The 22,099-nt window shown below is 72.4% G+C and carries 22 protein-coding genes; 16 read left to right on the top strand and 6 right to left on the bottom strand.

The annotated features are described in order from the left end of the window. Positions 1-4 precede the first annotated feature (4 nt). Both KZ820_RS09135 and KZ820_RS09140 read right to left on the bottom strand, forming a co-directional pair. A complete protein-coding gene (locus KZ820_RS09135; protein WP_219748337.1) occupies positions 5-706 on the bottom strand; it encodes a helix-turn-helix transcriptional regulator in 702 nt (233 codons plus the stop codon). Positions 707-832: 126 nt separating this feature from the next. Next, positions 833-1,420, bottom strand: a complete 588-nt coding sequence (locus tag KZ820_RS09140) for a glutathione S-transferase family protein (protein ID WP_219748338.1) — start codon at positions 1,418-1,420, stop codon at positions 833-835. A 445-nt stretch (positions 1,421-1,865) separates the two neighbouring features. On the opposite strand from KZ820_RS09140, the gene KZ820_RS09145 reads away from it, so the two are divergent. From KZ820_RS09145 to KZ820_RS09155, 3 genes are read left to right on the top strand one after another with little or no spacing between them, the layout of a single operon-like run. Then, positions 1,866-2,318, top strand: coding sequence for a DUF2231 domain-containing protein (locus KZ820_RS09145; RefSeq protein WP_219748339.1), 453 nt, complete (start codon positions 1,866-1,868; stop codon positions 2,316-2,318). After that, positions 2,315-3,637, top strand: a complete 1,323-nt coding sequence (locus KZ820_RS09150) for a PQQ-dependent sugar dehydrogenase (protein WP_219748340.1) — start codon at positions 2,315-2,317, stop codon at positions 3,635-3,637. The genes KZ820_RS09145 and KZ820_RS09150 overlap by 4 nt, the downstream gene beginning before the upstream one ends. Positions 3,638-3,677: 40 nt before the next feature. Further along, positions 3,678-3,857, top strand: a complete 180-nt coding sequence (locus tag KZ820_RS09155; RefSeq protein ID WP_219748341.1) for a hypothetical protein — start codon at positions 3,678-3,680, stop codon at positions 3,855-3,857. Positions 3,858-3,860: 3 nt separating this feature from the next. Here KZ820_RS09155 and KZ820_RS09160 read toward each other — a convergent pair whose 3' ends face one another. The 3 genes from KZ820_RS09160 to KZ820_RS09170 form a co-directional block, all read right to left on the bottom strand. Next, positions 3,861-4,985: an acyltransferase family protein gene (locus KZ820_RS09160; RefSeq protein ID WP_219748342.1), complete on the bottom strand. Its 1,125-nt coding sequence runs from the start codon at positions 4,983-4,985 to the stop codon at positions 3,861-3,863. After that, a complete protein-coding gene (locus tag KZ820_RS09165) occupies positions 4,982-5,410 on the bottom strand; it encodes a GtrA family protein (RefSeq protein WP_219748343.1) in 429 nt (142 codons plus the stop codon). Before KZ820_RS09165 ends, KZ820_RS09160 begins: the two co-directional genes overlap by 4 nt. Before the next feature lie 231 nt (positions 5,411-5,641). Beyond that, complete coding sequence (locus KZ820_RS09170) at positions 5,642-6,484, bottom strand: hydroxypyruvate isomerase family protein (protein WP_219748344.1); 843 nt, start codon at positions 6,482-6,484, stop codon at positions 5,642-5,644. Between the two features lie 85 nt (positions 6,485-6,569). Here KZ820_RS09170 and KZ820_RS09175 point away from each other — a divergent pair, with 85 nt between their 5' ends. From KZ820_RS09175 to KZ820_RS09200, 6 genes are all read left to right on the top strand, one after another. Beyond that, positions 6,570-10,130 (top strand): hydantoinase B/oxoprolinase family protein, encoded by a 3,561-nt coding sequence (locus tag KZ820_RS09175; RefSeq protein ID WP_308462175.1) that lies wholly within the window; start codon positions 6,570-6,572, stop codon positions 10,128-10,130. Positions 10,131-10,373: 243 nt separating this feature from the next. Further along, positions 10,374-11,027 carry a DUF969 domain-containing protein gene (locus tag KZ820_RS09180; RefSeq protein ID WP_219748345.1) on the top strand — a complete coding sequence of 218 codons (654 nt, stop codon included), beginning with the start codon at positions 10,374-10,376 and terminating at the stop codon, positions 11,025-11,027. Then, positions 11,024-11,923 (top strand): 5-oxoproline transporter, DUF979 family subunit, encoded by a 900-nt coding sequence (locus tag KZ820_RS09185; protein WP_219748558.1) that lies wholly within the window; start codon positions 11,024-11,026, stop codon positions 11,921-11,923. Before KZ820_RS09180 ends, KZ820_RS09185 begins: the two co-directional genes overlap by 4 nt. Next, positions 11,920-12,915 carry a DUF2891 domain-containing protein gene (locus KZ820_RS09190; RefSeq protein WP_219748346.1) on the top strand — a complete coding sequence of 332 codons (996 nt, stop codon included), beginning with the start codon at positions 11,920-11,922 and terminating at the stop codon, positions 12,913-12,915. Before KZ820_RS09185 ends, KZ820_RS09190 begins: the two co-directional genes overlap by 4 nt. A gap of 129 nt (positions 12,916-13,044) precedes the next feature. Beyond that, a complete protein-coding gene (locus tag KZ820_RS09195; RefSeq protein WP_219748347.1) occupies positions 13,045-13,668 on the top strand; it encodes a YbhB/YbcL family Raf kinase inhibitor-like protein in 624 nt (207 codons plus the stop codon). 5 nt (positions 13,669-13,673) lie between these two features. Further along, the gene (locus KZ820_RS09200; protein ID WP_219748348.1) at positions 13,674-14,135 is read left to right on the top strand and encodes a DUF3429 domain-containing protein; all 462 of its coding nucleotides are present in this window, start codon (positions 13,674-13,676) and stop codon (positions 14,133-14,135) included. Positions 14,136-14,162: 27 nt separating this feature from the next. Here the strand turns inward: KZ820_RS09200 and KZ820_RS09205 are convergent, their stop codons facing one another. Beyond that, positions 14,163-15,071: a VOC family protein gene (locus KZ820_RS09205; RefSeq protein WP_219748349.1), complete on the bottom strand. Its 909-nt coding sequence runs from the start codon at positions 15,069-15,071 to the stop codon at positions 14,163-14,165. A 499-nt stretch (positions 15,072-15,570) separates the two neighbouring features. Here KZ820_RS09205 and KZ820_RS09210 point away from each other — a divergent pair, with 499 nt between their 5' ends. The 7 genes from KZ820_RS09210 to KZ820_RS09240 are packed head-to-tail and all read left to right on the top strand — an operon-like array spanning position 15,571 to position 22,086. Then, a complete protein-coding gene (locus tag KZ820_RS09210) occupies positions 15,571-16,368 on the top strand; it encodes an SGNH/GDSL hydrolase family protein (RefSeq protein ID WP_258047991.1) in 798 nt (265 codons plus the stop codon). A gap of 2 nt (positions 16,369-16,370) precedes the next feature. After that, positions 16,371-18,002, top strand: coding sequence for an alpha-L-fucosidase (locus KZ820_RS09215; RefSeq protein WP_219748350.1), 1,632 nt, complete (start codon positions 16,371-16,373; stop codon positions 18,000-18,002). After that, entirely contained in the window at positions 17,999-19,228 is a 1,230-nt protein-coding gene (gene fucP, locus KZ820_RS09220) for an L-fucose:H+ symporter permease (RefSeq protein ID WP_219748351.1), read from the top strand. Before KZ820_RS09215 ends, fucP begins: the two co-directional genes overlap by 4 nt. Next, the gene (locus tag KZ820_RS09225; protein ID WP_219748352.1) at positions 19,225-20,034 is read left to right on the top strand and encodes an amidohydrolase family protein; all 810 of its coding nucleotides are present in this window, start codon (positions 19,225-19,227) and stop codon (positions 20,032-20,034) included. The genes fucP and KZ820_RS09225 overlap by 4 nt, the downstream gene beginning before the upstream one ends. Next, positions 20,031-21,014, top strand: coding sequence for an aldo/keto reductase (locus tag KZ820_RS09230; RefSeq protein ID WP_258047993.1), 984 nt, complete (start codon positions 20,031-20,033; stop codon positions 21,012-21,014). Before KZ820_RS09225 ends, KZ820_RS09230 begins: the two co-directional genes overlap by 4 nt. Then, positions 21,011-21,739 (top strand): SDR family oxidoreductase, encoded by a 729-nt coding sequence (locus KZ820_RS09235; protein ID WP_219748353.1) that lies wholly within the window; start codon positions 21,011-21,013, stop codon positions 21,737-21,739. Before KZ820_RS09230 ends, KZ820_RS09235 begins: the two co-directional genes overlap by 4 nt. Further along, entirely contained in the window at positions 21,727-22,086 is a 360-nt protein-coding gene (locus KZ820_RS09240; protein ID WP_373369016.1) for an L-rhamnose mutarotase, read from the top strand. The genes KZ820_RS09235 and KZ820_RS09240 overlap by 13 nt, the downstream gene beginning before the upstream one ends. The last annotated feature ends 13 nt before the right edge of the window (positions 22,087-22,099 follow it).

Consider the following 22,099-nt stretch of genomic DNA (forward strand, 5'->3'; position numbering starts at 1 on the left):
GCGCTCACTCGGCCGCCTCGCGTCGCGCCGCCATCATCGCCAGCCAACGCCGGCGCAGCACCGCGCGGCGCTCGGGGTAACGCTCGTCGAGGAAGGTGACGCTCGCGAGCCGGTCGGTGCGGAACATGCGGAAGTCGCCGCGCAGCTCGCACCAGGCGATCAGCACGCGCTTGCCGTCCATATAGCCGACCAGGAACGGCCACACTGTCCGCTCGCTCGGCTCGCCCGCGGCGTCGGCATAGCCGATCCGCAGCTTGCGCCCCTGCAGGCTCCAGGCACGCAATCGCGCCACATCGATCCCGGCGTCGGCGCGCTCGCTCCACGACGGCGGGGTGATCACCGCGGGCTCGTCGATCGCGGCGCGCAGCCGCTCCGGGATCACCGCCGCGACCTTGGCGAGCACGTCGGCCGCGGCGCGCGCCAGCCCCTCGTCGGCGTGCACCAGCACCCATTGCGCGCCGAGCACGACGGCCTCGACCTCGTCCGAGGTGAGCATCAGCGGCGGCATGTCGAACCCGCGCTCCAGCACGTAGCCGATCCCGGCCTCGCCGCGGATCGGCACGCGCTGTGCCACCAGCGCGGCGACGTCGCGATAGACCGAGCGCCGGCTGGTCTCGAGCTCGGCCGCGATCGCGTCGGCGGTCATCGGGCCGGGCGCGCGGCGGAGCAGCTGGACGATCTCGAAGAGGCGGTCGGCGCGGCGCATGCGGCCGATCCTAGAGCCGCGCGAGCGCCGAGGCGAGCGTCGCGGGAAGCAGCGGAGCGGCGCTCGCCAGGATGAGCAGCGAGGTGGCGAGGAAGCCTGCCGCCGCCCAGCGCAGGTCGCGCGCGGTCACGCCGGCACCGCGTCGCGCGCCATGGCGCGCTGGAAGGCGGGGCGCTGGGTGAGCCGCGCGAGATAGGCGGGGATCGGGCCGTCCGACGGCATCAGCTGATGCGCCCAGCCGAGCGTGCCGCCCATCATGACGTCGGCCGCACTGAAGCGCTCGCCGAGCAACCACGGCCCGTCGGCCAGCGCGCGCTCGACCCGCGCCAGTGCGGCGGCGAAGGCCGGCGGGGCCTCTTCCAGCGGCGCCCCGAGGCGCGCTCCGATCGCGGGGCCGAACTCGCCCTCGATCCAGCTGAGCCAAGTGAGATAGCGGCCGCGGTCGCGATCTCCGATCCACGGTGCGAGCCCGGCGCCGTCCGCCTGATCGGCGAGATAGGTCGCCACCGCGGCGGACTCGGTGACGAGCACGTCGTCGTCGCTCAGCGCGGGCACCTTCTTGTCGGGGTGCGGGTTGGCGGCGTCGGGTCCCTCGCCGCTCCCGTCTTGGTAGCGGATCGTGACGTAGCGGAGCTGGTACGGCACGCCGAGCTCCTCGAGCAGCCAGATGATCCGGGTCGAGCGCGAGCGTGGGGCGTGGAACAGCGTTAGCATCGAAGGTCTCCTGGGGCCGGGTCGGCCGGTGGAGGCGGTGTACGCCGGGCATGCTGCCAGCGTGGTGGCAGCAGGGTGAGACGTGCTGAGACGTGGGACGACGCTTGAGCGAGAACGGCGGCGCGGAGCACCGCCGTGATGGCTGCTCCTCCCGCGCGCACCGACTTCGTCATTGCCGCGAAGGCGGGAATCCAGACACGCTGACGCTGAGGCAAGAAGCGCGCGGCCAGCGCATCTGGATTTCCGCCTGCGCGGGGATGACGGAAGAGGAAGGGCGGGGATGACGCAAGCAGAGAAGGAAATGAGCCGAAGGAGAGTGTGAGCGAGAAGCGCATCGACACCGCACCGCGCTTGATCTCAATCGATACCTTCCTCCCGCCGCACGCGGAACTACGCCCGTCGCCCGCTCGTACTCGCGCCACTCGGACCGGAAGGACCTGACACGATGGCATCCAGCGCCGTGCGCCCCGCACTCGCCCCGCTCGCGCTCGCGGGAAGGCCGATCTACCCGGTGCTGCTGCCGGTGCCGATCATCCTGTTCGTCGCCGCGCTCGTCACCGATTCCGCTTATGCCAGCAGCGCCGAGATGATGTGGCTCGACTTCTCCTCCTGGCTGCTGCTCGCCGGGCTGATCGCGGGCGGTCTGGCCGGCGCGCTCCTGCTGGTCGAGCTGGTCCGCGCCGGCACGGCGCGGCGCGGGCCACTCGGGCTGCACTTCACGCTGCTGCTCTCGGCCTGGATCGTCGAGGTGCTCAACTCCTTCATCCACGCGCGCGACGGCTGGACCGCGGTGGTGCCGACCGGGCTCGCGCTGTCGGTGTTGGCGGTGCTGCTCGCGCTTGCTGCCGGCTGGTTCTGGCAGGCGGTGCCGCGGCGCCGCTCGGGAGACGTGCGATGATCCGACGGCTGACATTCGCGCTCGTCGCGCTCCCGCTCGCCGCCTGCGGTAGCGGGCAGCAGATCGACCAAAATCGCCAGTACGGCGCCGACCCGTTGCTGCCGCCGCCGCATGAGCAGCTCGTCGCGGACGTCGGGGTTTACGAGACGGTCGGCTGGAAGAAGGGCGAGACGCCCACCGTCCCCGCGGGCTTCCGCATCGAGCCGCTCGCCAGCGGGCTCAGCAACCCGCGCAACGTCGTCGCGCTGGCGAACGGCGACGTGCTGGTGGTCGAGTCGCGCAACGAGAGCAAGGAGCCGGTACAGCGCCCCAAGGACCCGATCCGCGACTGGGTGATGGCGCGCGCGCACTCGCAGACGCAGAGCGGCGACGCGCCCGCGCCGAGCAACCGCCTGACGCTGCTGAGCGGCGCGGGTGGCGACGGCCCGCCCGCCGCGCGTTCGGTCCTGGTCGACAAGCTCAATGCGCCGTTCGGGGTGGTCGCGCTCGGCGGCCAGCTCTACGTCGCCGATACCGACGCGATCATGCGCTATCCCTTCACGCCGGGGCAGACGCGGATCACCGCGCCGGCAACGCGGCTGACGCCGCTGCCCGCGGGCACGATCAACCATCACTGGACCAAGAGCCTCACTGCCAGCCCCGACGGCACCCGGCTGTACGTCGGCGTCGGCTCGAACAGCAACGCGATGGAGCGCGGCAGCGACGCCGAGCGGGACCGCGCCGCGATCTTCGAGGTCGACCCGCGCACCGGTGCCTCGCGCCCCTTCGCGACCGGGCTGCGCAATCCGAACGGCCTCACCTTCTATCCCGGCACCAACACCTTGTGGGCGGTGATCAACGAGCGCGACGAACTCGGTCCCAATCTGGTCCCCGACTATCTGACCTCGGTCCGCCCCGGCGCCTTCTACGGTTGGCCGTACAGCTATTACGGTCAGCACCTCGATCCCCGCGTCAAGCCGCAGCGCCCCGACCTGGTCGCGCGCGCGGTCGCGCCCGATTACGCGCTCGGCTCGCACGTCGCGCCGCTCGGGCTCGCTTTCTATACCGGGACGAGCTTCCCCGCGGGCTATCGCGGCGGCGCCTTCGTCGGCGAGCACGGCAGCTGGAACCGCACGGAGCCGCACGGCTATAAGGTCGCCTTCGTCGCCTTCCGCGACGCGCGCCCTATCGGCGTGCCGCGCGACTTCGTCTCCGGCTTCCTCAAGGACGGCAAGGCGCGCGGTCGCCCGGTCGGCGTCGCGATCGATCCGCGCGGCCGGCTGCTGATCGCGGACGACGTCGGCGGGACGGTGTGGCGGGTCAGCTATGCCCGCGGCTGAGCCGCTGGCCAGCGCGGCCCGAAGCGCGTAGCAGGGCGCCATGGCCGACCGCTCCGAGAGACACCGCCAGCCGTGGCGCCCCGACGAGCTCCAGAAGCTCCATACCCTCGCGAAGAAGGGCATGGCGCTGAAGGCGATCGCGAAGGCGCTGACGCGCAGCGAGGAATCGGTCAAGGAGCGCGCGAAGCAGGACGGCCTCTCGATTGCCAAGCTGCACTAGGCGTCAGGCGCCGATCAGCAGTCGCGAGCGCTGCCCGAACAGCATGCGCAGCAGCTGGACGAGACCGAGCGACAGCAGCAACCCCGTCGCGAAGGTAGCGCCGATCGCGGCGAGCAGCGCCCACCACGGCTGATCGTCCGGCACCCACGCCCCGACCAGCCGCGCCACCGGCCGCAGGATCGGCCCGTGGACGAAATAGATGCCGAACGCCGCCCCGGCAACGAACCCGGTCGCCGCGCGCGCGCCCGGCGGCAGCGCGGCCTCGCGCGCGCGCGCCCAGAGCAGCAGCAGCAGCGCGATCGTCGCACGCTGGAGATAGAAGGCGCTCTCGCGCAACGACACGCCGTGCCAGGCGTCGCGCTCGAGCACGTAGAGCAGCACCAGCCCTATCGTCGCCGTCGCGGCGACGAGGCCGAGCCAGGCCGCACGCTGGCGCAGCCAGGCGAGGCGCGCCTCCAGGTCGATCCCCACCGCGATACCGATCGCGTAGGCGCCCGCGAAATAGACGATCATCGCTGGCGTCACCTCGGTACCCGTGCGCGACGCGAGCAGCGGCGCCAGCATCAGCACGGCGCCGGGCCAGCGCAGACGCGGGCCTCGCAGCGCGGCGAGCAGCGCCGGGCTCACCAGGTACAGCACCAGGATCACGGGTATGTACCACAAGGTATTCCAGGTCGCGCCGGTGACGAGATTGGTCGCCAGCGTGCGCGCCAGCAGCGGCGCGTCAGGCGCGGCCAGCGCGGCCTGCGCGGTGGCGTTGGTGGTCAGCGTCAGCACCAGCGTCACCGCCGCATAGGGCAGCGCCACCGCGGCGAGCCGTTGCGCGAGAAAGCGTCGGTGCGGGCGGCGCGCGAAGAGATGGCCGTAGAGCAGCCCGGAGATGATCGCGAAATACACCGTCGCGTCGTGCGCGACGACGTGGAGCAGCGCCTGCACCGCCGCGGCATCGCCGTGCCACGCCGGCAGGCCGCGCAGGAGCAGCGCGTTGCCGGCGTGTATCAGCACCACCTGCACGATGCTGAAGCCGCGGAACAGGTCGACGTAGCCTAGGTGCGCAGCCGCGCCGCGCGACGGTCGCGCCGCGAGCGGCTCGACGGCTCCATCGCGCGGCGCGAGCGCGAGCGTCACAGCGGTGCGCCTGCGACCGACCGCACCTCGACCCGGCGCGGCGCACGGAACACCCACCAGCGCTGCAAGGCAAAGGTGACCGTCGGGGTGATCAGCACGCTCGGCACCAGCGGCACCCAGTCGGGCCCCTGGAGCGGACCGGTGATGATCCAGGTGATCGCGCAGTTGATCAGCAGGCCGACCACTTGGGTCAGCACGAACTTGGCGCGGGTCCGCAGCCCGAACGGCGCGGCGCCCGCGTCGCCGAAGGTGACGCGCGACTGCAGGTGGTAGCCGACATAGACCGAGAGCAGGAACGCCGGCAGCACCGCCGCCACGTTGAGGCTGACGGGCAGGATGATCAGCACATAAGCGAGGTACACCGACGAGTAGATCGTCGCGCACAATCCACCGATCACGCCGAATCGGACGATCTGCCCCCACATGACCTGTCCCCTCTTCCCTGCGCGCCAGCCTAGCAGCGGACACGTGCCGCGGACTCCCGCAGACGAGCGCGCAGCGGCAATTGCGGGGGATGCCAAAGGGGGTGCCGGGACCGCCGCGTTCGATCGACACGTTGTTCGATCTGCGCCGCTTTGAGCTAAGCGCCGGCTTCGATCGGATCGGCTCGTTCGAGCCGCACGCCATACCCGCGCGGCGTAACGCCTAGCGGCTTATCACGCCGCGCAGGTCTTCACCGCGCGCGCGAGCGCGGGCAGCGGATCGCCCCTGGGCACGAACTCGTGCGCGAGATAGCCGTCGAAGCCGGTGTCGGCGAGCGCGCGCGCGAACGTGCCCCAGTTGACCTCCTGTGTGTCGTCGAGGTCGTGGCGTCCCGGCACGCCGCCGGTGTGGACATGGCCGATCCAGCGGATGTTCTGGCGCACCGTGTCGATCAGGTCGCCCTCCATGATCTGCATGTGGTAGGCGTCGTACAGCAGCTTCACATGCGGGGAGCCCACCGCCTCCATCACGCGTGCGCCCCACGCGGTGTGGTCTGCCATATAGTCCTTGTGGTCGACCTTGCTGTTGAGCAGCTCGAGGCAGATCGTGACGTTATTGTCCTCGGCGATCTTCTTGACACGGTTGAGCCCGGCGATCGTGTTCTCGGCGCCCTGCTCGTCCGACATGCCCTTGCGGTTGCCCGAGAAGGCTATGACGTTGGGCACGCCCGCCTTGGCCGCCTGCGGGATACCGACGCGATATTGCGCCTCGATCGCGGCATGGTTCTCGGTGCGGTTAAGCCCGTTCGGGATCTGCATCACGTCCGCGGCATAACCCATCGTGCAGCGCAGGCCGTGGCGGCGCGGCACGTCGTAATCCTTGGGCTCGAGCAGGTCGATGCCGTCGAGCCCGATCTTGGCGGCGAAGGCGCAGAGCTGGTCGAGCGGAATCTTCTCGTAGCACCAGCGGCTGACCGACTGTTTGAGGCGCTTGCGCGAGGGCGTCGCCGGCCCGGCGACGGCCGCGCTGGCGGCGAGGGTGAGTGACGTGCCGATGACCTGTCGCCTTGTGACCATCGGCCGAGTGTAGCGCGCCCGCCAGCGGGGGCAAGCCGCCGCGCAGCGATCGACAAGAAGCGGCGGCGCTGCGATAGCTTACATCGTGTCGACCGCGTCCCCCGCCCCGCTCCGCCGCATCGCGATCGACCGCGGCGGCACCTTCACCGACGTGGTCGCCGAGCGCGAAGACGGCAGCGTCGAGGTGGTCAAGCTGCTCTCGGTCGATCCCGGCCGCTACGACGATGCCGCGGTCGAGGCGGTGCGGCGGCTGACCGGCATGCGCGACGGCGTGCTGCCGCCGCTCGACGTGCGCATCGGCACCACGGTGGCGACCAACGCCTTGCTCGAGCGGCGCGGCGAGCCGGTGCTGCTGGCGATCACGCGCGGCTTCGGCGACGCGCTGGCGATCGGCTACCAGGATCGGCCAGACATCTTCGCGCGCGCGATCGTCCGCCCACCGCAGCTGCCCGAGCGCGTGATCGAGATCGACGAGCGCGTCGACGTCGACGGCGCGATAGTGCGCGCGCTCGACTTCGCCGCCGCGGAGCGCGACCTGCGCGCCGGCCATGACGCCGGGCTGCGCGCGGTCGCGATCGTGCTGATGCACGGCTGGCGCTATCCCGCGCACGAGGCCGCGCTGGCGGAGCTGGCGCACGCGATCGGCTTCACCCAGGTCTCGGTCAGCCACCGCGTCGCGCCGCTGATCCGGCTGGTCGCGCGCGGCGATACCACCGCCGCGGACGCCTATCTCTCGCCGGTGCTGCGCCGCTACGTCGACGGGTTGGAGGCGGCGTTCGGCGGCGCGCCGTTGTTCATGCAATCCTCGGGCGGGCTCGCCGCGGCGGGCGCGGTGAGCGGCAAGGACGCTTTGCTGTCCGGACCCGCGGGCGGGATCGTCGGCATGGCCGCGGCGGCGCTCGCCGCCGGGGTCGAGCGCGTGATCGGCTTCGACATGGGCGGCACCTCGACCGACGTGTCGTTGTGGGCGGGGACGTTCGAGCGCCGCCAGGAGGCGGTGATCGGCGGCGTCCGCGTCGCCGCGCCGATGCTGCGGATCGACACGGTCGCGGCCGGGGGCGGCTCGATCTGCGGCTTCGACGGCGGCCGCTTCACCGTCGGGCCGGAGAGCGCCGGCGCCAACCCCGGGCCCGCCTGCTATCGCCGCGGCGGGCCGCTGACGGTGACCGACTGCAACCTCCTGCTCGGCAAGATCGTGCCCGAGCATTTCCCGGCGGTGTTCGGCCCCGGGCGCGACCAGCCGCTCGACCGCGCCGCCGCGCGCGAGCGGCTGGAGGCGCTGCTCGACGCGGTGGAGACGGCGACCGGCACGCGCCCCGATCCGCTCGCCGCGGCGGAGGGGCTGGTGGCGATCGCGGTCGCCAACATGGCCAAGGCGATCAAGTCGGTGTCGGTCGCGCGCGGGCATGATCCGGCGAGCTACGCGCTGATGACCTTCGGCGGTGCGGGCGGACAGCACGCCTGTCTCGTCGCCGACGCGCTCGGGATGCGCGGCGTGCTGATCCACCCGCTCGCCGGCGTGCTCTCTGCCTGGGGAATCGCGCTGGCCGACCGGCGCGCGGTGCGCCAGCGCACCGTCGCCGCGCCGCTCGACGCGGGCACGTGGCGCGCGACGCTGGACCAGCTCGCCGCCGCGGCGCGCGATGAACTAGGCGGCGAGGCGAGGATCGAGGCGGTGGCGACGCTGCGCTACGCGCGCACCGATCAGGGGATCGAGGTGGCGGTCGCGGACGCCGCGGCGATGCGCGCCGCGTTCGAGGCGGCGCACCGCGAGCGCTTCGGGTTCACCGCGGACGACGCGCTGATCGTCGAGCGACTCCAGGTCGAGGCGGTGCGCGCCAGCGCGGCGCCGGCGATGGCGGCACCTGCGGCAGCGGCGTCCGCACCCGAGACGGTCGAGGTGACGATGGCGGGCGCGTCGCACCGGGCGCCGCTGCACCGCCGCGAGACGCTCGGCGCGGGCGCGCGCGTCGCCGGTCCGGCGCTGCTGGTCGATGCCACCTCCACCGTCGCGGTCGAGCCCGGCTGGGAAGCGGCGGTGCTGGACGAAGGCACGCTGCGGCTCACCCGCGTCGCGCCTCGCGCGGCGGCGGCGGGCGACGCCGCGGTCGACCCGGTGCGGCTGGCGATCTTCGCCGGGCTGTTCATGGGACTGGCGGAGGAGATGGGATCCGCGCTCCAGCGCAGCGCCGCCTCGGTCAACATCCGCGAGCGGCTCGATTTCTCCTGCGCGTTGTTCGACGCGAACGGTTACCTCGTCGCCAACGCGCCGCACATCCCGGTGCATCTCGGCTCCATGGGCGACTGCGTCCGCCACCTGATCGCCAGCCGCGCTGGCGACGGGCGCGGGATGCGCCCGAACGACGCCTATGCGGTCAACGACCCCTATCGCGGCGGCACGCATCTGCCCGACATCACCGTCGTGCAGCCGGTGTTCGCGGGCGGCGATACGCCAGCTTTCTTCGTCGCCGCGCGCGGGCACCACGCCGACGTCGGCGGCACCAGCCCCGGCTCGATGCCGGCGGACAGCCGCACGCTCGCCGACGAGGGCGTGGTCTTCGACGACGTGCTGGTGCTCGCCGAGGGCCGCCTGCGCGACGCCGAGGTGCGCGCGGTGTTTGCGGGTGGCCCGCACCCCGCGCGCGCGATCGACCAGAACATGGCCGATCTCGCCGCGCAGCTCGCCGCCTGCGCGCGCGGCGCGGCGGGGCTCGAGCGGCTCGTCGCCGAGCAGGGGCGCGAGGTGGTGGCGGCCTATATGGAGCACGTCCAGGCGCACGCCGAGACGCTGGCGCGCGGCGCGGTACGCTTGCTGTCGGACGGGGCCTTCTCCTACGCCACCGACGACGGCGCCACCGTGCGCGTCGCGGTGCGGGTCGACCGCGACGCGGGGGCGCTGACAGTCGACTTCGCCGGCACCAGCGCGCAGCGGCCGGGCAACACCAACGCGCCGCTGGCGGTGACGCGCGCGGCGGTGCTCTACGTGCTGCGGACGCTGGTCGGCGAGGACACGCCGCTCAACGACGGCTTCCTGCGCCCGGTGACGCTGATCGTGCCGGAGGGCTCGATGCTCAATCCGCGCTATCCCGCGGCGGTGGTGGCGGGCAACGTCGAGACCAGCCAGGTCGTCACCGACGCTTTGATGGGGTCGCTTGGCGCGATGGCGGCGTCGCAGGGGACGATGAACAACTTCACCTTCGGCGACGCGACCCACCAATATTACGAGACGATCGCGGGCGGCGCTGGCGCGGGCGACGGCTTCGCGGGCGCGAGCGCGGTGCAGACGCACATGACCAACAGCCGGCTGACTGATCCCGAGGTGCTGGAGACGCGCTTCCCGGTGTTGCTGGAGGCGTTCGCGATCCGGCGCGGCTCGGGCGGCTCGGGGCGTTGGGCCGGCGGTGACGGCGCGGTGCGGCGGGTGAGGTTTCGCGCGCCGATGCGGGCGAACATCCTGTCCAATCACCGGGTGGTGGCGCCGTTCGGGCTGGCGGGTGGCGGCGACGGTGCCGTCGGGGCGAACCGCGTCGAGCGGGCGGACGGGCGCGTCGAGACGCTCGGCGCGACCGCGTCGGTGGAGCTGGCGGCGGGCGACGTGTTCGTGATCGAGACGCCCGGCGGCGGTGGCTACGGGGGCGAGGCGTGAGCGGGTGGGGCTCGCGGCATTGCCGGCGAGGTGCGGGTCGGGATGATGGCACGGCGGGAGCACCGTCTCTTTTACCGAGCCCGTACCCTGGTGCAGGCCGGAGTTCAGTTGCGGGCCGCTCGCGTGAGCCGCGTGAGCTATCCCACCTGGACCCCGGCGTGCGCCGGGGTGGTCAGAGGATGAGGGGGGTCGAGCGCTGACCCAACACCGCTTTACTCTCCTTCCCGCGCGGACCCGTCGCTGATGCTCGTCCTCGCCGGCGTCGCCGTGATCGCGCTGGGCTTCCTGCTGCGCTTCAACCCGCTGCTCGTGATCGTCGTCGCCGCCGCGGTGACCGGGCTGGCCGCCGGGCTCGACCCGCTCGCCGTGCTCGCCAAATTCGGCCACGCCTTCAACCAGAGCCGCTACGTCACCGCGATCTACATGGTGCTCCCCGTCATCGGCCTGCTCGAGCGCGCCGGGCTGCAGGAGCGTGCGCGCGGGCTGGTCGGCGGGTTGCGAGGACTCACCGTGGGGCGCCTGCTCGCGGGCTATCTGCTGTTCCGCCAGCTCTCCGCCGCGCTCGGGCTCAACGCGGTGGCGGGGCCGGCGCAGACGGTGCGGCCGCTCGTCGCGCCCATGGCTGAGGCCGCCGCGGCCCGCCAGGGCGAAGAGGACGGCGAGCCGATCCGCGCGCTCGCCGCCGCGACCGACAATATCGGCCTGTTCTTCGGCGAGGACATCTTCATCGCGATCGGCTCGATCCTGCTGATGCGCGGCGTGCTCGAGGGCTATGGCGTGCGCGTCGAGCCGTTCCAGCTCTCGGTCTGGGCGATTCCCACCGCTATCGCCGCCTTCCTCGTCCATGGCGCGCGGCTGTGGTGGCTCGATCGCCGGCTGAGGCGGCGCACGCGATGATCGGGCTCAACCTCGTCTACGCGGTCGCGGGTGTCTTCTTCGCCGCCTGCGCCCTGCTCGGCGCGGTCGACCGGCGCTGGGCCAACGCGCTGTTTCACGCTTTGCTCGCGCTCTCCTTCTTCGCCGGCGACGCGATCGGCGACCTCGGCAACGGCGTGCTGGTGCTCGCGCTGGTCGCCACTGCCACCTCGGGCCGGATGCGCCGCGGTGAGCCCGAGGCGGCGAGCGAGCCGCACGGCCCGCTGCTCGCGCTGGCGCTGGTGATCCCCGCCGCCGCGCTCGGCGGCACGCTGCTGTTCAAGCGTTTGCCGACACTGATCGATTCGCAGCAGGCCACGCTGGTGGCGCTGACGCTCGGCGTGCTCGTCGCGCTCGCGCTCGGCCACTGGCTGCTGCGCGCGCCGCCGCTCGCGGGGGTGCGCGCGGGGCGGCGGCTGCTCGACGAGATCGGCTGGGCCGCGATCATGCCGCAGCTGCTCGCCAGCCTGGGCGCGGTGTTCGCGCTCGCGGGCGTGGGCGACGTGGTCGGCGGGCTGGTCGGCGGCGCGATCCCGGCGGGGAGCGTGCTCGGCGCCGCGGTCGCCTATGGCCTCGGCATGGCGCTGTTCACGATCGTGATGGGCAATGCCTTCGCCGCCTTCCCGGTGATGGCGGCGGCGGTGGGCATGCCGCTGCTGGTGCGCCAGTACGGCGGGGACCCGGCGGCGGTCGCGGCGATCGGCATGCTGGCGGGCTTCTGCGGCACCTTGCTCACCCCGATGGCGGCGAACTTCAACATCGTCCCCGCCGCTTTGCTCGAGCTGCGCAACCGCTATGGCGTGATCCGCGCGCAGGCGGCGACCGCGCTGCCGCTGCTCCTCTTCAACGTGCTGCTGCTATGGTGGGTGATCCGATGACCAGGCTCGACCCCGCGCTCGCCGCACGCTTCGCCCGCATCACGCTCGACCATGTCGGGCGCGAGTTTCCGTACAAGCTCGACCATGTCCTCACCGGCGCGCACGACGCGGTGCCGCCGGCGACGCTCCACCCGATCTTCCACGGCAGCTTCGACTGGCACAGCTGTGTCCACGGCTGGTGGCAGCTGCTGACGATCCGCCGCCTGTTCCCGGCGCTGGCCGAAGCCGAGGCGATCCGCGCGCGCGCCGACACCATGCTGGTCCCCGCCAAGGTCGCGGGCGAGCTCGCCTATCTCGACCGGCCGACCAGCGGCGGGTTCGAGCGGCCGTATGGCTGGGCGTGGCTGCTCGCGCTCCACGACGAGGCGGACCGGCATGCCGCGCCCTGGGGCAAGGCGCTGGAGCCGCTGGCGCGCGCCTTCGCCGCGCGCTTCACCGCTTACCTCCCCAAGCTGACCTATGCGGTGCGCGTCGGCACGCATTTCAACACCAGCTTCGCGCTGGTGCTCGCGCGCGACTGGGCGCTCCGCCACGACCACGCGCTGGTCGAGCTGATCGACGCGCGCGCGCGCGGCTGGTTCGACGCGGACCGTGCCTGCCAGGCGTGGGAGCCGTCGGGGGACGACTTCCTCTCCTCGGCGCTGTGCGAGGCGCTGCTGATGAGCCGCGTGCTGCCCGCCGGCGCGTTCGCGGTGTGGTTCGACGCCTTCCTCCCCGATGTCGCGCGCGGCGAGCCGGCCACGCTGTTCCGGCCGGCGCACGTGTCCGACCGGAGCGACGGCAAGATCGCGCATCTCGACGGGCTCAACCTCAGCCGCGCCTGGTGCTGGCGCCAGCTCGCCGCCGCGCTCGGACCGCGCCATCCCGCCGCGGCGGCCATGCTGCACGCCGCCGACGCGCACCTCGCCGCCAGCCTGCCGCACCTCGACGACGATTACATGGGCGGCCATTGGCTCGCCACCTTCGCGCTGCTGGCGGTGCTATCGAGCTAGAGCCTAGAGGATATCGATCGATCCTCTCCTAGTCGGGAGGATCGATGAATGCCGAGCTAACCTCCGATGAGGTCCCCGCAACCAGCGGGCGCGCCGGCGGTTCACTGCGTATCACCCGCAGGAGGCGCTATGCTCGAACATGTTCCCCACTGGCTCGGCAGCCTGTTGCACAACGTCCGCGCGGGCCATGCCAAGCTGGTGATCGTGCAGGATGGGATCGTGCCCGCGGGCGGCGCGCAGCTAACGCTCTCCAGCCCCGCCTTCGCCGACGGCGCGCGGCTGCCCGAGCGCTTCACTGCCGACGGCGCGGGCGTGTCGCCGCCGCTCACCTGGAACGGCGTGCCAGCCGGCGCGGTCGCGCTGGCGCTGCTCGTCGAGGACCCCGACGCACCCGCGCCCAACCCGCTCGTCCACGCCGTCGTGTGGAACCTGCCGCCCGACTCGGCGGGGCTGGAGGAAGGTGCGATCTCGGCGGACGGGCGCGGCGCGTTCGACGGTTCGGACGTCGGCCGCAACAGCTATCAGCAGGAGGGCTGGCTGCCGCCCGACCCGCCGACCGGCCACGGCGGTCACGACTATGTCTTTCAACTGTTCGCGCTGAGCGAGGCGGCGGCGCTCGACGTCAGCCCGGGGCGCAGCGCGGTGCTGGAGGCACTGCGCGGGCGCGTGCTCGCCGCGGGCATGCTGAGCGGCACCTACTCGCGCGGCGAGCCGGCCGAGATCGGGCCGGTCGGCGCGGCGCAGCCCGCCTGAGCCGCGTGCGCGATCCGACCCCCCGCCCGCTGCCGGTGGTGCCGCGCTGGCTCGGCCTCGCGGGGTTGCTCCCGCCGGCGGGCTGCGTCGCGGTCGCGCTCGCGCTGCCGGCGCTGCAGCCGGCCGCGACGCTGGTGGGCGGGATCTACGCCGCCGTGATCCTGTCGTTTCTCGGCGGGCTGTGGTGGATGGATTCGCTCGAGCGCCGCGTCGCTGCGGCTGCGCCGTACGTGCTGGCGGTGGCCCCGAGCCTGGTCGCCTGGGCGGCGCTGCTGGCGTGGCTGCTCGGGGGCGCGCCGCCGGCCTCGTCGCTGCTCGCACTCGGCGCCGCGGTGCTGGTCTCCCCGCTCGCCGACCGCGCCGCCTCGCCGGCCGTGCGCGAGCTGCCCGGCTGGTGGGGCCTGCGGCTGACGCTGTCGGGCGGGCTCGGCGCCCTGACGCTGCTATTGGCGCTGCTGGCGCGATGACGTCGACCGTAAGGGGCTAGCCGTTCCTCACCCCTCCGGATCGGGTGCGGTGAAGGGCGAGCAACACGGCTCGGTCACCGCATGAAATTCCATCAGCTCGATGCGCGTGCCGTCGGGATCGTAGAGGTTGGCCTGCCACTTGCCGTCTAGCCCCATCTGCGGGCCGTCGTGGCGGCCGGTCATCTTCTTGCCGCGATACAATTCGGTGACGGCGGTCTGCATGTTGCGCACGCCGAGCGAGAGGTGGTTGAGCACGCCGAGCTGGCGCGCATCGAGCGACGCCTCGCTCACGCGCGAGCCCGCGCCGACCATCATATATTCGAGCCAGTCGCGCCCGTCGGGGGTCTGCTGCGACACCCAGTCGACCTTGGGGGGCTCGAACGAGCCGAACCAATAGGGGCGGAAGCCGAGCAGGGTGCGATAGAAGCCGTCCTCCTTGGCGCGGTCGCGCACGGCATGGCCGATATGGATGATGCGGCCGCTCACCGCGCCGGGTATCGCCGCGGCGCTGGTCTTGGTCTCGACGAACTGCACCTCATTGCCCTCGGCGTCGCTCGCGGCGAAGCGGCGCTCGCCCGCGCCCTGCTCCAGCGCGCCGACGCCGGCAGCGCCGCGCGCCAGCAGCCAGGAGCGCAGCGCGGCGGCGTCGGGGGTGCGGTAGGCGGCGTGCGCGAACAGGCTGGCGCCGAGCCCCGCGGGCGCGGGCAGCACCTCGACGAACTGCGTACCGCTGAACTGGAACCGCGCGCCGGCGGCATTCTCCGGGTCCGCCACCTTCCGCGCGCCGAGGACGCCGGCGTAGAAACGTTCCGACGCGGCCAGGTCGCGGCTGTACACCGCCAGATGCGAGATGCCGGTGATCGGCGGCCGCTCGGGCGCGCGAGCGCCGACCGAGAAGAACGCCGCGACGATCATCGCCGCCCGCGTGAGACGCATGTGAGACCCTCCCCTGCCGCGCCGAAGAAATGGCGTCAGGCCGGTAGGTTAGCTGGCGCTTGCGTGCGTGTCACGGGGCGTCGCGCGGAGACGAAAGAGCGTTGGGCGTGGCGCGTTGCCGTTCCCAGGCGCTTGGCCCCATGAACGTGGCATTACCTCGAGACGAGGCTCGACAAGCTCAGCCTCTCCTCAGCGCGAATGTGAAAGCGGGGGCCGGCCTCGATACGGTCTGTGCTTGTGGACGACGGAAGAGCTACCGTCGCTCGCGCTAACGAGGCACTGAGCTCGTCGAAGTGCCGTCTCGAAGCACCTCGCGAGCTGCTCCCTCACCAGCCATCCACTAGAGGCGCCGAGCGTCGCGCCGTCGACGAACAGGTCACTCGGTTCACCAGTGAAAGTCCGCTTCATCACCGGTTGCGTCCGCCCCTTCGCCCGTTGTAGCGTCGCGACAGGAGCGCTGCCCGACCGAGTGGCAGCGTCGGGCGAGGGAGAGGAAGCGTTGCGCGCATCGATCAGCTGGGCCGCCGCCGCGGCACTGCTCGCCACCGCGACCGTCGCGACGGCGCAGACGAAGGTACCCGGCGATCCGTACGCCGACGATCCCTCGGGCATCGTCGCCGACCCCTGCCCCGCACATCCCAAGCCGGCGGACAAGGCGGCGGGAACGATCGCGAACCTCCACATGCTCACGCGCGACCACGGCCAGCTGTGCCGCTACGCCGCCGCCAACCGCGCGCTGACGGCGAAGCCGCGGGTTGTCTTCATGGGCGACTCGATCACTGACAATTGGATCAACCTCGCGCCCGATTTCTGGCGCGACGGCCGGGTCGACCGCGGCATCAGCGGGCAGACCACCTCGCAGATGCTGCTGCGCTTCCGCCAGGACGTGATCGACCTTCACCCGCAGGCGGTCCACATCATGGCGGGCACCAACGACGTCGCAGGCAACACCGGCGCCGCCACGATCGAGACGGTCGAGGGCCATATCCAGAGCATGGCCGAGCTGGCGCGCGCCAACGGGATCAAGGTGATCCTCGCCTCGGTCCCGCCCGCCGCTGCCTTCCCGTGGAGCCCGGACAAGCGCCCCGCGCCGCAGATCGCCGCGCTCAACGCCTGGCTCCAGGCCTATGCGCGCCGCAGCGGCGCGACCTGGGTCGACTATCACCCGGTACTCGCCACGCCCGCAGGCGCAATGCGGGAGGGGCTGGCGAGCGACGGCGTCCACCCCACCGCGGCGGGCTATGCCGCGATGGCGCCGGTCGCGCTCGACTCGATCCGCCGCGCGCTCGGGCGCTGAGCATGACCGCGATCCAGCGCCGTGCCTTCCTCGCCGGCTCGGCCGCGGTGCTCGCCGCGCGCGCCGGTCTCGCCGCCAGCCCGACCGGCACGGTGAGCGGGCCGGTCCAGCCGACATGGGAGTCGCTGCGCTCGCACTATCGCGTCCCCGAGTGGTTCCGCGACGCTAAGCTCGGACTGTGGTCGCACTGGGGGCCGCAGGCGGTGCCCGAGCAGGGCGACTGGTACGGTCGCTTCCTCTACATGCAGGGGCATCCGGTCTACGAGCACCACCTACGCACCTACGGCCACCCGACGAAGGTCGGGATGAAGGACATCCAGAACCTGTGGAAGGCGGAGCGCTGGGACCCGCAGGCGCTGGTCGAGCGCTACAAGCGCGTCGGCGCCAAGTACTTCATGGCGCTCGCCTGCCACCACGACAATCTCGACTGCTACGACAGCCGCTATCACGCCTGGAACTCGCTGCGCGTCGGGCCGAAGCGCGACGTGGTCGGCACCTGGGAGCGCGCGGCGCGGCAGGCGGGGCTCAAGTTCGGCGTGTCGAACCATGCCGCGCACGCCTGGCACTGGTACCAGCCCGCCTACGCCTATGACCCCGAGGGGCCGCGCGCGGGCGAGCGCTACGACGCCTATCACCTGACCCGCGCCGACGGCCGCGGCACCTGGTGGGACGGGCTCGACCCGCAGCAGCTCTACACCGGCCGCCACATGGTCGCGCCCGACGGCATCCGCACCGCCGCGGCGATGGGCACGTGGCACGAGGCGCACGACGGTCAGTGGATCGAGACGCCGCCCCCGGCCGACCCGCGCTACGCCGCCCGGTGGCTGCTGCGCCAGGCCGATCTGATGGCCAAGTACAAGCCCGACCTCTGCTACATGGACGATACCGCGCTGCCGTTCGGCGCGATCGGGCTGGAGGCGGCGGCGGACTATTACAACCGCGCGATCCAGTGGCACGGCGCGCCCGATGTCGTGCTCACCGGCAAGAAGCTGGAGCCGCACCAGCTGGGCGGGATCGTCGAGGACGTCGAGCGCGGCTTCAGCGACCGGCTGCGCGCCGAACCGTGGCAGACCGACACCTGCATCGGCGACTGGTTCTACAATGTCGCCAGGCTCAACGACCGCAGCTACAAGACCGCCGAGGACGTGGTGCAGCGGCTCGCCGACGTCGTCTCGAAGAACGGCAACCTGCTGCTCTCGATCCCGCAGCCGGGTCACGGCGCGATCGACGCCGAGGAGGAGAAGATTCTGGACGCGATGGAGCGCTGGATGGCGATCAACGGCGAGGCGATCTTCGCCTCGCGCCCGTGGCGGATCTATGGCGAGGGGCCGACCCGGGTCGCCGCCGGCGCGCAGAACGAGGAGGCGGCCAAGCCTTTCACCGCCGAGGACGTGCGCTTCACTACGCGCGCCGGCGCGCTCTACGCCTTGTTCCTCAAGCCGCCCGCCGGCACCGCGCGCGTCGCCGCGCTGGCCGCGGCGCCGAACGCGCCGGTGGTGGAGCGCGTCACGCTGCTCGGCGGCGGCACGGTCGCGCACCGCCAGACGCCGCGCGGGCTGGAGCTCGACCTCGGCGGGCGCGCGCCGGGCGGGTTCGTCCCCGCGGTGCGAATCGACGGGCGCGGGCTGGCATGAGCGGCGCGTCGATGCGACGGCTGCCGCTGGTGCTCGTCGTCGCGCTCTTCTTCCTGTGGGGCGTCGCCAACAACCTCAACGACGTGCTGATCGCGCATTTCAAGAAGCTGTTCGTACTGAGCGATCTCGGCGCGGGGCTGGTACAGTCGGCCTTCTACCTCGGCTATTTCTGCCTCGCGATCCCGGCGGCGCTGACGATGCGGCGCTTCGGCTATCGCGCCGCGGTGCTGCTCGGGCTGTTGCTGTACGGCGCAGGCGCGCTGATGTTCTGGCCCGCCGCAGCGTGGCAGAGCTATCCCGCCTTCCTGCTCGCGCTGTTCGTGATCGCGAGCGGGCTCGGCTTCCTAGAAACCTCCGCCAACCCGCTAATGGCGAAGCTGGGCAGCGAGGACAGCGCGGCGCGGCGGCTCAATCTGGCGCAGGCGTTCAACCCGCTCGGCTCGATCACGGGCGTGCTGATCGGCAGCCAGTTCATCCTGTCGGGCCAGTCCGGACCGGTCACCGGCGAGGCCGCGCGCGCCGCCGAGGCGGCGGCGGTGCAACTGCCCTATCTCGTCATCGGCCTCGGCGTGCTGGCCTGGGCCGCGCTGATCCGGCTGACCTCCTTCCCGCCGGTCGCGACCGAGCGCGACATCGAGGAAGGCGTCGGCGCCGCGGGCGACTTCGCCGCGGTGGTGCGCTCGGCGCGGGTGCGCGGCGGCGTGGCGGCGCAGTTCTTCTACGTCGGCGCGCAGGTCGGCATCTGGAGCTTCCTGATCCGCTACAGCGAGGTGGCGGTGCCCGGGACGGGCGAGCGCACCGCGGCGCATTACCTGACGCTGTCGCTGGTGCTGTTCATGGCGGGGCGGTTCGCGGGCACCGCGCTGATGACGCGCGTCGCGCCGGCGCGGCTGCTCGCCGCCTTCGCCGCGATCGCCGGCGCGCTGACGCTGGCGGCGGCGCTTCTCGGCGGCGGGATCGGCATCGTCGCGCTGGTGGCGACCAGCTTCTTCATGTCGATCATGTATCCGACGATCTTCGCCGAGGCGGTGCGCGACCTCGGCGCGCTGACCAAGTCCGCCGCGGCGCTGCTGGTGATGGCGATCGTCGGCGGCGCGGTGTTCCCGGCACTGATGGGGCTGGTGTCGGACCGCAGCGGCTCGATCGTGATGGCGATGGTCGTGCCCGCAGTCTGTTTCACGGTGGTGCTGCTCTACGCTTTGTCGCTGCGGCGGGGGCGCGCGTGATCGACACGCACGTCCACCTCTGGCGCATCGGCGCCAACGGCCACAGCTGGCCTACGCCTGACCTTCCCGCGATCCACCGCGACTTCCTGATGGACGACTGGCGCGCGCTGGCGGGCGCGGCGGCGGTCGAGGGCGTGGTGTTGGTGCAGTCGCAGCCCGACGCGCGCGACACCGAATGGCTGCTCGCGCTCGCGGCGCAGGAGCCGCAGGTGCTGGCGGTGACCGGCTGGACCGACGTGGACGCGCCCGACGCGGTCGCCGTGATGGAGCGGCTGGCGCGCGCGCCCAAGCTGCGCGCGCTGCGCCCGATGGTGCAGGACCTCGCCGCCGACTGGTACGACGATCCCGCGCGCGACCCGGTGTGGGACGCGATGACACGCGCCGGGCTGGTCCTCGAGGCGCTGGTGCGACCGCGCCACCTGCCGAGCCTTGCGCGACTCGCGGCGCGGCATCCCGCGCTCACGATCGTGATCGATCATGGCGCCAAGCCGGTGCTCGACGACCTCACTGAGTGGCAGGCCGACCTGGCCGCGCTCGCCGTCCTGCCGCGGGTGCGCTGCAAGCTCTCCGGCCTGCTCACCGAACGCGGCCCCGCCGACCCGCCCGAGGCGGTCGCGCCCGCCGCCGCCGCGCTGATCGCGCTGTTCGCGCCCGAGCGGCTGATGTGGGGCAGCGACTGGCCCGTGCTCGCGCTCGCGGGCGACTATGCCGGCTGGCAGGCGCAGGCGCGCGCGCTGGTGCCGCGCGAGCACCACGACGCGGTGTTCGATGGCACCGCGCGCGCCACCTACGGGATCGCCGCATGACGCTGACGCTGCCGCCGCTCGGCATGGGCTGTGCCGGGATCGGCAACCTCTACCGCGAGGTCGACGAGGCTACGGCCGACGCCACCGTCGCCGCCGCGCTCGCCGCCGGGATCGGCTATTTCGACGTCGCCCCGCACTACGGCTTCGGGCTGGCGGAGGAACGGCTCGGCCGCGCGCTGGCGCGCCATGATCCGGAGGCGCGCGCGATCGTCTCGACCAAGGTCGGCCGGCTGCTGGTGCCGACCGACAGCGACGCGCCCGAGCGCCACGGCTTCGTCGCCGCGCCGCCGCTCGAGCCGGTGTTCGACTATGGCCATGACGCGGTGCTGCGCAGCCACGAAGCCAGCCTCGCGCGGCTGCGGCGAGACCGCGTCGAGCTGCTGTTCGCGCACGATCTAGGCGAGGTCACCCACGGCGCGGATGCCGAGCGCCACCTGCGCGCCTTCCTCGACGGCGGCTATCGCGCGCTGCGCGACCTGCGCGACACCGGCGCGATCGACGCGATCGGATTGGGCGTCAACGAGATCGCGGTGTGCGAGCGGCTGCTCGACGCGGTCGAGCTCGACGTCATCCTCCTTGCCGGCCGCTACACGCTGCTGGAGCCCGACGCCGCCGCCGCGCTGCTCGATCGCTGCGCACGGGTCGGCACGTGCGTGGTGATCGGCGGCCCGTACAACAGCGGGATCCTGGTCGAGGGCAGCGCCTCGCACGGCCACTTCAACTACGCCCCCGCGCCCGCCGAGGTGGTCGAGCGGGTCGCGGCGCTGGAGCGAGCCTGCGCGCGGCACGGCGTGCCGCTGCCCGCTGCCGCGCTGCAATTCCCCACCCGCGCGCCGGCGGTGGCGAGCGTCATCCCGGGCCTGGTCGGCGAAGCCCAGGTGGCGGACACGCTGCGTTACGCGCGCCATCCCATCCCCGAGCCGCTGTGGGACGATTGTCGCGCCGCGCTCGACGACATTTCAACGGAGACTTCTGCGTGAGCGAGCGTCTGGCGGGCAAGACCGCCTTCATCACCGCTGCGGGCCAAGGCATCGGCCGCGCCACCGCCGAGCTGTTCGCGCGCGAGGGCGCGCGCGTCATCGCCAGCGACATCGACCTCGCCAAGCTCGACGGCCTCGACGCCGAGACGCTCGCGCTCGACGTGCGGGACGCCGCCGCAGTCGCGGCGCTGCCGGCGCGGACCGGGGCGGTCGACGTGCTCGTCAATTGCGCCGGCTTCGTCCACAGCGGCACCATCCTCGACTGCGACGAGGACGCCTGGGCCTTCTCCAACGAGCTCAACGTCACCGCCATGTATCGCACGGTGCGCGCGTTCCTGCCGGTGATGCTGGAGCGCGGCGGCGGCAGCATCGTCAACGTCGCGTCGATCGCCAGCTCGATCAAGGGCATCCCCAATCGCTTCGCCTATGGCGCGACCAAGGCGGCGGTGATCGGGTTGACCAAGTCCGTCGCGGCGGACTTCGTCGCGCGCGGCATCCGCTGCAACGCGATCTGCCCCGGCACGGTCGACTCGCCCTCGCTCCAGCAGCGGCTGCACGACACCGGCGATTACGCCAAGGCGCGCGCCGACTTCACCGCGCGCCAGCCGATGGGGCGGCTGGGGCGGCCCGAGGAAGTCGCCGCACTCGCACTGTACCTCGCGAGCGACGAGTCCGCGTTCACCACCGGGCAGGCGCACATCATCGACGGCGGGTGGATCAATTGACCAAGCGCCACGTCCTGCTGCTCGACCTCGTCGACGAACCGGAGTCGATCGCGCGCTACGAGGCGTGGCATGCCGCCGGCGCTGTACCCAAGCCCGTGGTGGCGAGCATCCGCGCCGCGGGGATCGCGGCGATGCAGATCTTCCGCAGCGGCAACCGGCTGGTGATGGTGATGGACGTCACGGCGGCGTTCGACCCCACTGCGAAGGCGCACGCCGACGCCGCCGACCTCGACGTGGTCGCCTGGGAGACGCTGATGGACGGCTTCCAGCAACGCCTCCCCTGGGCGGCGGCAGGGGAGAAATGGGTCCAGGCGGGGCTGATCTTCGACCTCGCGGCGCAGGGGTGAGACGTCGGCGAGC

Source organism: Sphingomonas citri (assembly GCF_019429485.1).
Lineage (GTDB): Bacteria > Pseudomonadota > Alphaproteobacteria > Sphingomonadales > Sphingomonadaceae > Sphingomonas > Sphingomonas citri.